At 35.9% G+C, this 14,359-nt stretch carries 3 protein-coding genes; all 3 read left to right on the top strand.

Annotated elements, in window-relative coordinates:
* Positions 1–43 precede the first annotated feature (43 nt).
* The 3 genes from rpoC to ACIQ16_RS02140 all read left to right on the top strand — a co-directional run bounded on the left by rpoC (position 44) and on the right by ACIQ16_RS02140 (position 14,307).
* On the top strand, positions 44–4,354 hold the full coding sequence (rpoC, locus tag ACIQ16_RS02150) for a DNA-directed RNA polymerase subunit beta' (RefSeq protein WP_396148347.1): 4,311 nt from the start codon (positions 44–46) through the stop codon (positions 4,352–4,354).
* Positions 4,355–4,559: 205 nt separating this feature from the next.
* Positions 4,560–4,868, top strand: coding sequence for a DUF3467 domain-containing protein (locus ACIQ16_RS02145; protein WP_353150085.1), 309 nt, complete (start codon positions 4,560–4,562; stop codon positions 4,866–4,868).
* Between the two features lie 166 nt (positions 4,869–5,034).
* Positions 5,035–14,307: a beta strand repeat-containing protein gene (locus ACIQ16_RS02140; protein ID WP_396148346.1), complete on the top strand. Its 9,273-nt coding sequence runs from the start codon at positions 5,035–5,037 to the stop codon at positions 14,305–14,307.
* Positions 14,308–14,359 lie beyond the last annotated feature (52 nt).

The following is a 14,359-nucleotide window of genomic DNA, read 5'->3' as shown; positions in this document are numbered from 1 at the left end:
CAAGAATCAATTTTAAATTGCACATAAATCAATAGTAAAAACTATGATGAATAATAGAAATAACAAAGACAAAAGTACAGGAGTTAAAAGATTTAACAGAATAACAATTGGTTTGGCATCGCCAGAAGCCATGTTAGGTGAATCAAGAGGTGAAGTGTTAAAACCTGAAACCATCAACTACCGTACACACAAACCAGAAAGAGATGGACTTTTCTGTGAACGAATTTTCGGACCAGTAAAAGATTTCGAATGTGCTTGTGGAAAATATAAAAGAATACGCTACAAAGGAATCGTTTGTGACCGATGTGGGGTGGAAGTTACTGAGAAAAAAGTACGTAGAGACAGAGTAGGGCATATCAATCTTGTGGTGCCAATTGCTCATATCTGGTATTTCCGTTCACTTCCAAATAAAATTGGTTACGTTTTAGGATTACCATCTAAAAAATTAGATATGATTATTTACTACGAAAGATATGTAGTAATTCAAGCCGGTATAGCTAAAGGTCCAGAAGGAGAAGAATTAAACAGATTGGATTTCTTAACAGAAGAAGAATATCTAAATATTGTGGATACTTTACCAATGGAAAACCAATATTTAGACGATAACGATCCAAATAAATTTATCGCCAAAATGGGTGCTGAATGTATTATGGATTTATTAGCACGTACTGATTTAGATGAGTTATCATACAAATTACGTCACGCTGCAAATAATGAAACGTCTAAACAAAGAAAAACAGAAGCATTAAAAAGATTGAATGTTGTTGAATCTTTCCGTGAATCTAACAAAAACAGAGAAAACCGTCCAGAATGGATGATTTTAAAGGTAATTCCGGTTATTCCACCAGAATTACGTCCTCTTGTGCCTTTAGATGGTGGTCGTTTCGCAACTTCAGATTTAAATGATTTATACAGAAGAGTAATCATCCGTAACAATCGTTTAAAAAGATTAGTGGAAATTAAAGCGCCTGAAGTAATCTTACGTAATGAAAAACGTATGTTACAAGAAGCGGTAGATTCACTTTTCGATAATACAAGAAAAGCTTCTGCAGTTAAAACAGAATCAAACAGACCATTAAAATCTTTATCCGATTCATTAAAAGGAAAACAAGGTCGTTTCCGTCAAAACTTATTAGGAAAACGTGTAGATTATTCTGCTCGTTCTGTAATTGTTGTTGGTCCAGAAATGAAATTGTTCGAATGTGGATTACCAAAAGATATGGCTGCTGAATTATACAAACCATTCGTTATTCGTAAATTAATCGAAAGAGGAATTGTTAAAACAGTGAAGTCGGCTAAGAAAATTATCGACAAAAAAGAACCAGTAGTATGGGATATCTTAGAAAATGTTATCAAAGGACATCCAGTATTACTTAACCGTGCGCCTACGCTTCACCGTTTAGGTATCCAAGCGTTCCAACCTAAGTTAATTGAAGGAAAAGCAATCCAGTTACACCCATTAGTATGTACGGCATTCAACGCCGATTTCGATGGTGACCAGATGGCGGTTCACTTACCTTTAGGTCCAGAAGCAATTTTGGAAGCACAATTATTAATGTTGGCGTCTCACAATATCTTGAATCCTGCGAATGGAGCGCCTATCACGGTACCTTCTCAAGACATGGTGTTGGGTCTGTATTACATGACCAAAGAGCGTTTATCAACTCCGGAACATGCCATTTTAGGAGAAGGATTAACTTTCTATTCTGCGGAAGAAGTAAACATTGCTTTAAACGAAGGAAGATTAGAATTAAATGCTAGAGTGAAAATTAGAGCAAGAGATTTTAATGAAAATGGAGAACAAGTAAACCAAATTATTCAAACTACAGCAGGTAGAGTATTATTTAATGAAGTAGTACCTGAAGCTGCAGGATATATTAATGAAGTTTTAACAAAAAAATCGTTAAGAGATATTATTGGTAAAATTTTATCGGTAACGGATGTACCTACTACAGCAGCTTTCTTAGATGATATGAAAGATATGGGTTACAAATTCGCTTTCAAAGGTGGATTGTCATTCAGTTTGGGTGATATTCGTATTCCAGAACAAAAAACGCAATTAATTGCTGATGCTCGTGTACAAGTAGAAGGTATTTCTATGAACTATAACATGGGACTTATTACAAATAACGAGCGTTACAATCAGGTAATTGATATTTGGACATCTGCCAATGCACAATTAACAGAATTAGCTATGAAAAATATCCGTGAAGACCAACAAGGTTTCAACTCGGTATATATGATGCTTGACTCTGGTGCAAGGGGTTCTAAAGAACAAATTCGTCAGTTAACTGGTATGCGTGGATTAATGGCTAAGCCGAAAAAATCGACTGCAGGTGGTGGTGAAATTATTGAAAATCCAATTCTTTCTAACTTTAAAGAAGGTTTATCAATTTTAGAATACTTCATTTCTACTCACGGTGCACGTAAAGGATTAGCGGATACGGCTCTTAAAACTGCCGATGCAGGATATTTAACAAGAAGGTTACATGATGTATCTCAAGATGTTATTATCAATTCTGTAGATTGTGGAACATTAAGAGGTGTTGAAGTTTCAGCATTAAAGAAAAACGAAGAAATAGTAGAAACCTTAGGAGAAAGAATTTTAGGACGTGTGGCCTTACAAGATGTTGTAAATCCATTTAATTCTGAAGTTTTAATTCATGCAGGTGAGCACATTACAGAAGCAATTGTTAAAGCTGTTGAAGCTTCGCCAATTGAAAAAGTAGAAGTTCGTTCAGCATTAACTTGTGAAGCTAAAAAAGGAATCTGTACAAAATGTTACGGTCGTAATTTAGCTACTGGTAAAATGGCACAAAGAGGTGAAGCTGTCGGTGTAATTGCTGCACAGTCAATTGGAGAGCCAGGTACACAGTTAACACTTCGTACGTTCCACGTTGGAGGGGTTGCAGGGGGTATTTCTGAAGAAGCAGGAATTTCTGCACGTTTTGCTGGAAAATTAGAAATCGAAGATTTAAAAACTGTAAAAGGAGAAGATGCTGATGGTAACGCTATCGATATCGTAATTTCTCGTTCTACCGAATTAAAATTAGTTGACGTTAATACAGGTATTTTATTAAGTACACATAATATTCCTTACGGTTCTACAATTTTCGTTAAAGACGGAGATAAAGTAGAAAAAGGAGCAACAATCTGTAAGTGGGATCCTTATAATGGTGTAATTGTATCTGAATTTACAGGTAAAATTGCTTATGAAGATTTAGAACAAGGACAATCATTCATGGTTGAAATTGATGAGCAAACAGGTTTCCAAGAAAAAGTAATTTCTGAAGGACGTAACAAAAAATTAATCCCAACATTACATATTTATGGTAAAGATGGAGAATTAATTAGATCATACAATTTACCAGTAGGGGCACACCTTATGGTTGATAATGGCGAGAAAATTAAAGCAGGAAAAATTCTTGTTAAAATTCCTCGTCGTTCATCTAAAGCAAGTGATATTACAGGAGGTTTACCAAGAATTACCGAGTTGTTAGAAGCTCGTAATCCTTCAAACCCTGCAGTAGTTACTGAAATTGATGGTGTAGTTACTTTCGGAAAAGTGAAAAGAGGTAACCGTGAGTTATCAATTGAATCTAAATTCGGAGATGTTAAGAAATATTTAGTGAAGCTATCCGCTCAAATCTTAGTTCAAGAAAATGACTTCGTAAGAGCAGGAACGCCTTTATCAGACGGAGCAATTACTCCAGAAGATATCTTAAGAATTCAAGGGCCATCTGCTGTACAACAGTACTTGGTAAATGAAATTCAAGAGGTGTACCGTTTACAAGGGGTAAAAATCAATGACAAACACTTCGAAGTAGTGATTCGTCAAATGATGAGAAAAGTAAGAATTCAAGATCCAGGAGATACATTATTCTTAGAAGATCAATTAGCACATACTTCAGACTTCATTTTAGAAAACGATAAGTTATACGGAATGAAAGTTGTAGAAGATGCTGGTGACTCTTCAAGCTTAAAACCAGGACAAATTATTTCTCCAAGAGAATTAAGAGATGAAAATTCATTATTAAAACGTGAAGATAAAAACTTAGTTTCTGCAAGAGATGTAATTACGGCTACTGCAACACCAGTTTTACAAGGTATTACAAGAGCATCGTTACAAACAAAATCATTCATTTCTGCGGCATCGTTCCAGGAAACAACTAAAGTATTAAACGAAGCGGCTGTTGCTGGTAAAATTGATACATTAGAAGGATTGAAAGAAAATGTAATTGTAGGTCACAGAATTCCTGCTGGAACAGGTATGAGAGATTACGATAACATTATTGTAGGTTCTAAAGAAGAATACAGCGAATTAATGGCTGGAAAAGAAGAATTTAATTACTAATTCTTTTTCTTAATATACTAAAAAGGCCTAACAGATTTTTTTCTGTTAGGCTTTTTTTTAAATCAAAAGGTTTTTGTATTATTGCATTACACGAAAGTCGAAAGTCAAAAGTATAATAAAAAAGCTTACATTCTCTTATATGCCTTATATGTTTAATTTAAAAGTAGAAATTTACAATTTACAATTCACCTAACACCCAATAAAAATGGAAAACAACAACCAAGAAGGCCAAATCAATATTGAACTAGACGAAAAAGTAGCAGAAGGAACCTATTCCAATCTAGCCATAATCAACCATTCGAATACCGAATTTGTATTAGATTTTATTGCTTTAATGCCAGGCGTTCCTAAAGCAAAAGTAAAATCTAGAATTATATTAACGCCACAACACGCCAAACGCTTATTAAAAGCATTAAACGAAAACATTCATCGTTTCGAAAGTACACACGGACAAATAAAAGAGGAAGAGCATCCGCCCATACCTTTAAATTTTGGACCAACTGGTCAAGCATAAATTTAAAACGCCTCAATAATTGGGGCGTTTTTTTTTGTTTTTGTTTGCAAATTCATGCTTTAACTGACAGTATAATAATTATTTGAAAAAAAACATGAATTATTGTTGTTTTTTAAAATTTTTAAATATATTTGTCAATTACACATATCAAACTAAATTACTTATTATGAAAAACAATTACGATTCGGTTGTTTCCTGTAATTCCTCAGGAACACCACAATCTCAAAAACAAGAGAGCACATCGTACACCGCTACAAAACGAAACTGGCTTTCATTTGTAACAGTGTTTGTAGCTTTACTTTCTTTTGTTTTTGTTCAAGGGCAATCATCATCTGCCAATTACACTTTTACATCAGGTGTTAGTACTTTAAACTCGATGACGGGTGCAACAACTTTAGTTACAGGTAATAATGATAACTGGGGAAGTTCCGTATTTCCAATTGGATTTAATTTCGTTTATATGGGGAACATTTATTCTCATATAAGTGTCAATAGTAACGGTCAAGCAAGATTACATGCTAATAGTGCAGCGACTGCAATCGGATCTTCAGCTATTAGTGCATACGCGGCTTCAACAGTTACATTAGCTCCTATGGCTGGAGATAATGAAGTTAATAATGGGATGTCTTATTTGGTTGTGGGTTCAGCACCAAATAGAAAATTAATAATAGAATGGAATCAATTTTACGCATCTAATACAGACATAACTACTTCTGGTAATATGCAATTGGTTTTAAATGAAAGCACTGGTGTTTTTGAGTTTTTATATGGAAGTATATTAAATTCAAGTACTTCAAGTGTAACTAGATCAATTTTTCATAGTTCAAGTAATATTGCTAATTCATCAGATTTTATTACTGTTGGTGTTCCATCAACTCAAAATACTACTACGACAACTCCTACAGTCAATACGTTTGCCGCTAGTGTACAAATAGCTAATTTAGCTAATACTTTTTATACCTTTACACCACCGGTGGCTTTAGCGCCAAGTGCATTAACATTTAGCGGAGTAACAGGTGGAACTACTACTTTAAACTGGACAGATAATGCTACTAATGAATTAGGTTATTTTGTGTACCGTTCAACGGATGGTATTACATATACTTTAGTAAATACATCAGCCGCTAATACTAGTACATATGCGGCTACAGGCCTTACTTTTGGAGCTACTTATTATTGGAGAGTTGCGGCATTTACTGAAGGTGCGGTTAGTGCAAATTTAGAAGGCACTCAAGCTACCCCATCAGGTACTCTAACGGGAACTAAAACTGTTGGTACGGGTGGTGATTATGCAAATTTAACTACTGCTTTTGCCGCTATTAATTCAAACGGATTAGTAGGTAATATTAATCTAGAATTAATTACAGGTTATCCAGTAACACCAGAAACATTTCCTATAGTAGGACCTACAGGTGGAGCAGGGGCTGGGTATACAATTAATGTATATCCTACAACAGTAGCTACACCTTTAACTATTTCTAATGCTACATCATCTTCTATTTTTGATTTAAATAGCACAGCAAAATTAACAATTGATGGACGTGTAAATCAAACAGGTACAACTTCTGTTATGACAATTGCTAACTTAGCGCCAGGTGGAGCTACAGCATCAACTACAGCAACAGGTTCTTCTATAGCAGCATCAACATTTACTGTCGGAACATTAACAGCAGGTTCAGGACCATTTTTAATTGGTCAAACACTTTCAGGAACGGGCGTACTTCCAGGTACTGTAATTACAGGATATGGAACTGGAACCGGTGGCGCTGGAACATATACGCTAAACAACAGTACTAATAATGTATCTGCAATTGCCTTAACAGGAACCTCTACTGGAGGTGCAAATGCCATTATGTTTACTAATGATGCCAATAACAATACCTTAAAATATCTAGATATTAAAAGTGCTAACCTTTCTACAACAGGAGGTTCAGTGTATTTTGGTGCTGGATTGTTTTCAGGTAATGACAACAATACTATCAATAACTGTACCTTTACAGCAAATGCTGCAACGGCAGTGGTTACAGGTTCTCAAACGACAACTGCTATAACTGTATCTGCAGTTACTAGTGGTTTTGTAGTTCCGGGAGCTACTGTTTCAGGAACAGGTGTTACTGCAGGTACAATTATCACGGTAGCAGGAACAGGGACAGGTGGAAATGGAACGTATACAGTAAATGCATCTGCAACAGTTGCGTCAACTGCATTAACACTTACTAACTTCCCAGCGAATGCTATCTATTCAGTAGGTACAAGTGCTGCGGTAGATAATAGTGGAAATACAATAGATAACAATCAAATTTCTGATTACTACAGTCCAATAAGTGCTACCAACGGTATTGCACTTGCTTCAACAGGAAACTCAACGTGGACAATTACCAATAACAAATTATTCCAAACCGCAACCCGTTTATATACTACAGCTAATACGCACAATGGTATTAATATTGGTTCTGGAGGTGGATACACCATTACAGGTAACACTATCGGTTATGCTAATGCATCTGGAACTGGAACAACTAATTTATTAGGTAACTCGCTTCTTCTTACTGGTTTTCCTTCTTCTTATGTTACTTCAGGTACAGCAACAGCAACTCGTTATACAGGTATGACTTTAGGTTTTACAGCAGGTGCTGCAATTTCTAACATTCAAGGAAATACAATTGCTGGTTTTGCATTATTTACTTCAAGTGGTGCATCTACTACAAATGGTATATGGGCAGGTATTAACGTAACTTCTGGAAATGCAAATATTGGTACTACTACAGCTAACACAATTGGAGCAACTACAGGAAACTCATCTGTTTATGCAGCTTGTACAACAACTGGTGGTCAGGTAGTAGGTATTTACGCTACAAGCACAGGAACTGTAACTATTCAAAACAATACTATAGGTGCTATTGATGCTGTGGGAACTACAGCATCAATTAGTGGTGGATTTACAGGAATTGATACAGCTGGAACAGCTGGTGTATTCAATATTAGTAATAATACGATAGGAAATACTACTACTGATAATATTAGAACGGGTTTTACTGCTACTCCTCTTTCAAATTCATCGGGTGTACTAGCTTCAACAACGGGTGCAACTGCAATAGCATTAGGAATTAGAAGTACGGCAACAGGAAATACTTTAGTCGTATCAAACAATACCATTCGTGGTATAGCCGTTTCAGGAACAGTAACTGCTGTTACAGGTATTATTACGTCTGGATCAATGTCAGGAACAACGCCTTCTGTTAATGTTTCTACAAACAGTATCGGTACATCTGCTCTTGGATTTGTAAGATATGTTTTTGCAAATTCAGGAACCTTAACAGGATTAAGTGTAGCGAATACTCTTGCAACAACGCACAATATCACCAATAATGATTTTCAAGGAATTACTCATGCTGTTGCAGGTACACACTCTCAAACATATATTAACCTTACTGGAGCTACAGTAGCCAATAATATTGCTACCGTTTCTGGTAATACTTTTACCAATTTAAATGTAAATACTACAGGTTCAGTAACGTTTATTTCTCACAGTTATTCTGTTGCAGCAACAGGTACTCAAAATATTACTAACAATAATATTGTAACTGCATTTAATAAGTCTAGTGCAGGTGGAGGAATTACAGGGTTTACTTCTAATGGATCATCAGCTACAGGCGCTATAAGTACTATTACAAATAATAATTTTTCAAATATTACTACAACAGGCGCTACAGCTATAACAGGTATTAATAATACTGACGGTTCTAGCTCTGGTGCAACACGAACTGTTACTGGTAATACATTTAATAACTGGACAACAGGTGCGGGTGCAATTACTGGAATGAACTTTGGTTTTTTTGGAGGAACTTCTTCATTATCAAATAATACAGTTACTAATTTAACTGGTCAAAGTTCAATTATAGGTATTACCATTGGATCATCTGGTAACTTAGCCAACCCATTAAATATTGCAAATAATACCATTACGGGTTTATCATCTACAGGAATAGGTGGCTCAGTTACTGGTTTAACATGTGCAAATACATCGCCGGTTGTTAATATTAATGCTAATACTATTAATACATTATCATCATCAGGTGCTTCATCAACTGTGTTAGGTTTAGCTGTTACAGGAGCCACCTTAACAAATGCATTCCAAAATACAATTCATACTTTATCTGGTTCAGGAGCTACATCACCATTAGTACATGGTATGCAAGTTTCTGGTGGAACAACTGTAAATATGTACAGAAATAAAGTATATGGTTTATCTCAAAGTGGTGCAATTACTAGTGCTTTACTTACAGTCAATCCTGTAAAAGGTATTTTATTGTCAGGAGGAACAACTGTGAGTACTTATAATAATATTATTGGTAGTTTAACAGCACCAAATGCAAGTTTACCAGATGCTATCCACGGTATATCTGTTTCTTCAGCTGCTGCAACTTCAGCGCAAAGAGTGTATAACAACTCGGTTTATTTAGCAGGTAGTGGTGGAGCAAACTTTGGAGGTACAGGTATTTTACATACCACAAGTACAACAGCTACAACTGCTTCGTTAGATTTACAAAATAATATGATTTTCAATAACCTAACACCAACAGGTACAGGTTTAGCTGTTGCTTTTAGAAGAACTAGTGGAATTGCTTCTACATTAGCAAATTATGCAGCAACATCAAACAAGAATTTATTTTATGCAGGAACTCCGGGTGCTAGTAATTTAATTTACAGTGACGGAACAATGGGTGCACAAACTATGGCACAATATATTGCAGGAGTATTTACTGCTGGTACAATAGCGCCTCGTGATGCAAATTCATTTACAGAAACTGCTTTTGTTCCAGCAACTTTCTTTACTTCTACAACAGGTTCAGACGCTACCTTCTTAAAACCAGCTGCTGGTATTTCGACTCAAGCAGAAGGTGGAGGAAATCTAATTACTATAACAAGTCCAGATTTTAACGGTGTTTCTCGTCCAGGAGGTTCAGGTACAGGTTATGATATAGGTGCATGGGAATTTGATGCGATTTCACCAAGTCCAGCTTTATCAAATTTATTGATGACACCAATGGGTAAATTTTGTCCAAATATAGCAAGAACAGTTACTGTTACTGTTACTCCAGTATCTGGAACTATTGCTAGTGTTGTAATTAATTATAGTATTAATGGAACAGCACAAACACCAATAACCATGACAAATACATCTGGTAATGATTGGTCGGGTGTTATACCAACTGTTACTCCGTCTAACGGAACGGTAACTTGGTCGGTTACAGCAACCGATTCTAACTCATTAAATAAAAATCAAGAAGGTGTTTCATATACAGATGAAGGATTTAGTAATGATATTATAACAATAACACCTTCAGTTCCTAATTTTTGTGGTACAGGTGGTGATGTTACATTAAATGCAAGTTCTTCAATTACAGGTGTAGTTTACACATGGGAATCATTAACAAGTGGTACTGCATTGAGCACTACAACAGGAGCTTCAATAACGGCTACAATTTCAGCTACTACTGATTTTAAAGTAACCGGAACACCAAATAATGGTGGTTGTCCTTCTGTAGCGTTTATTTCTGTAGGTGTGTATCCTTTGCCTACTGCTACGGTTACTACATCAGCTAATGGAGTATGTCCAGGAACTAGCGCAACTATCAATTCAGGATTAAGTGCGGGGAATTTTACCGCAACTTGTATAACAGCACCAACGGCATTAAGTACAATTCCATCTAATGGTGTAGTATTATGCGAAAATGGAGCAGCTGTTGCTGGTACAGGTAATGTATCAGGTATTGATGATGGTTATTGGAATGCAAAACCAATAGGATTTAACTTTAACTTTTTTGGAACCATTTATACTACGTTAAATATTGCCACTAATGGTACAGTTAATTTTGGCGCAACTGGTTCAACATTATATTCTTTTACTGGAGGTTTTCCAAACACAGCTAATCCTGCGAGTACAATTGCAGTATGTGCTAGAGATTTAAAATTTGATAATTCTACAGTTGGAGTAGATAAAGGAAAAATAGCATATTGGACAGAAGGAATTGCTCCTAATAGAAGATTTATAGTACAATATGCAAATGCTCCATTATGGTGCTCAACTAATGCAACAGATGGTAGAAATTCTGCAGAGTTGGTATTATATGAAACAACGGGAATTATTGAAATTAGAGTTATTAGTGCTACAAACCAATTAGCTACAACATGTTCATTTAATAATGATTCAAGAAATAAATATATTGGTCTTCAGGATCCAACAAAAACAATTGGTGCAACTGCTCCAAACTGCACAACAAATGCAGCAAATTTCTGGAATGGTGTATCGAATGAAATAACTACTCCTTTAGCTTGGAGATTTTCACCACCGGCAAATTATAATACAACATGGACGGCTACTGATGCCAATGGGACAACTACAATTGCAACTGGAACAAATATTTTCTCTCAATCTGTAGCGCCAGTAATTACTACAACGTATTCTATTTCTTATACGAATCAAACTACGGGTTGTACAAATGCCCCAGGTTCGGCTCAAGTATTAATGAATATTTTAAATAATACTCCACCTACAGGTGTAAACACAATAGCTAGTGCTACTACAATTTGTTTGGGTACTAGCGTAAACTTAAGTATCGATTACACAGGAAGTAATGATGGTTTAGCTTTCCAATGGCAATCTAGTATTGACAATGGAGGTTCGTGGCAAGATGTTGCATCTGCAACAGCTACTACTTTAACAGTTACACCAGCTGCTGCCACTCAATATCGTTGTAAGATTGTTGCTTGTGGAGGAACTCCTGGATATTCAAGTATAGCTTCAGTAGTATTTAACAATAACATTACTGCAACAACACCAGCTACTCGTTGTGGAACAGGTACCGCGAGTATTCAAGCTACAGCCAACACCGGATCAACAATTAAATGGTATACAACTGCAACAGGTGGTACTTCTGTAGGAACAGGTTCGCCATTTGTTACGCCACAATTAAGTACTTCGGCTACTTACTATGCTAGTGCAGAAACAGTAAACTCAAGTAATTCATATGTAGGTCTTGCATCAGATTTAAGTTCAAATTTATCATCTCTTGGAGCTTACGGCATGTATGTAGCTTCAGTTAATAGTACAACTATTAATTCAATAGATATTTATCCATCTACCGCAGGTACTCTAAATATTACACTTAGCAATAATTTAGGTGGTTTAGTAATAAGTCAAGCATTTACAATAGATGCTTCGGAAATTAGTACATCAGTAGTTAAGACACTTAATTTAACAGGATTCGTTGTTCCAGCGGGAGCAACAGGTTGGGTTTTAAGTTATGATTTAGCAATTTATAGAGGAGGAGGTACCTACGTATATCCATCTACTGTTAACGGATTCTCAATTACAGGTAACACTATTGATGGTAATAATTTAACCTCAGGATCACGTTATTATTTCTATAATTGGAATGTAAATACTAGTGCGGTTTGTGCTTCTTCAAGAGTTGCAGTTCCAGTAACTGTTAACCCGGCACCAGCGTTAACGTTAAGTAGCGCAAGTACAACAATTTGTGCGGGGGTTGTAACTACTGTTCCTGTAACTGTAACATCTACTTTATCAGATTTTGATACTTATGATTTGTCACCTTCATTAGGTGCTTCAGGAGATAGTATAAATGGTTGGGTGTTTAATCCAACAGCAACTACAACATATACATTAACTGCGAATCAAACTTCTGGTGGACAATGTGTTAATACGGCTACATTTACTGTAACAGCTAACCCATTACCAGTGGTTGTTGCAAATGCTCCAAGTGCAGTATGTATTGGATCTACAGTAGACTTAACAGCTACTGCTGTAACAACTGGTACAACTGCAGGTTTAACCTATAGTTATTTCACAGATGCTTCAGCTACAACAGTATTGGCAAATCCAAATGCAGTTGCAAGTTCTGGAACGTATTATATTAAAGGTACAAATTCTAACGGTTGTGTTGCAATGGCATCAGTAATAGTAACAGTAAATGCTTTACCAAATGTAGTAAGTGTAAACCCAACAACGGTTTGTGCGCCAACTACTGTAAATCTTACAGCATCAGGGGTAACAACAGGTTCTGATTCAGGATTAACATTTACATACTTTACGGATTTAGCGGCTACTACTACTTTAACTTTACCAAGTGCTGTTAGTACCTCAGGTACCTATTATATTAAAGGGACAAATACTAATGGATGTTCAGTTATAGCTCCAGTTACAGTAACTATTAATCCACAACCGGTATTAACAATTACTAACCCAGCCTCTGTTTGTAGTCCATCTACTATAGATATTACAGCAAATGCAATTACCGCTGGTTCGGATTCAGGAATAACATTATCGTATTGGTCAGATAGTTCGGCAACTACTGCTTTAACAACAGCTAGTGCGGTAACCACTTCTGGAACGTATTACATCAAAGCAGTTAATAATGCAAATGGCTGTGAAAAAATTATGCCTGTAACGGTAACAATTAATGTTGCAAATACACCAACAGGAACTGCTTCTCAAGTATTCTGTGGTTCGGCTAATTTATCGCAATTAGTTGCTACGGGTAGTAATATCAAATGGTACAATGCTGCTACAGGTGGTACAGAATACCCTGCTTCATTATTGCCTTTAGTTGGGTTAACAAATGGAACTATATATTATGCTTCACAAACAGTTAATGGTTGTGAAAGTACGACTAGATTTGCAGTAACTGCTGTTGTGAATCCAATTCCTACAGCACCAAATGCATCTGCTCAAACGTTCTGTAGTGCACCATTAGTAGCTAATTTATTACCTAATGGCTCTGCATTTACATGGTATGACGCAGCTACTGCTGGAAATGTCTTAAGTTCAACAGCACCATTGGCAGCAGGAACGTATTATGTTTCGCAAACAGTTAATGGTTGTGAAAGTACTAGAACAGCTGTTATTATAACAATTACACCAATTGCCGCTCCAACAGGTGCTGCTACACAAACTATTTTTGGAGGTGTAGGACCTGATGCAATAATTGAAGATATTTCTGTATCAGGAACAAATGTAATTTGGTATCCAACTGCAGCTGACGCAGCAGCAGGAACAAATGCAATTGCTGCAGGAACTCAATTAGTTGATGGAACTACATATTACGCAGTTTCAGTTGTGGGAACTTGTAGAAGTACTGCTTTAGCAGTTACGGTAACGGTTGTGTTAGAAAATCAAAGTTTTGATATCAAATCTTTAAAATACTATCCTAACCCTGTGGTTGATAAATTAACTATTAGTTATTCTAGTGAAATTACTTCAGTTCAAGTGTACGATATTAGTGGAAGACAAATTAGAAATATGAGTCCAAATAGTAATTTAGTTACTGTTGATTTATCTGATTTAGCTACATCAGTTTATGTAGTAAGAGTTTTTGCTAATGATACCTCAAGTGAATTTAAAGTTGTTAAAAAATAATAACTAGCTTATAATAAAAAAAGGGTCAATCTATACAGATTGGCCCTTTTTG

It is taken from the genome of Flavobacterium sp. (assembly GCF_044360715.1).
Lineage (GTDB): Bacteria > Bacteroidota > Bacteroidia > Flavobacteriales > Flavobacteriaceae > Flavobacterium.
This window is presented reverse-complemented; position numbering and strand designations above follow the sequence as displayed.

Excerpts from the sequence above, each read along its gene's own strand:
- rpoC (WP_396148347.1), top strand. The coding sequence starts at position 44 with ATGATGAATAATAGAAATAACAAAGACAAAAGTACAGGAGTTAAAAGA.
- ACIQ16_RS02145 (WP_353150085.1), top strand. The coding sequence starts at position 4,560 with ATGGAAAACAACAACCAAGAAGGCCAAATCAATATTGAACTAGACGAA.
- ACIQ16_RS02140 (WP_396148346.1), top strand. The coding sequence starts at position 5,035 with ATGAAAAACAATTACGATTCGGTTGTTTCCTGTAATTCCTCAGGAACA.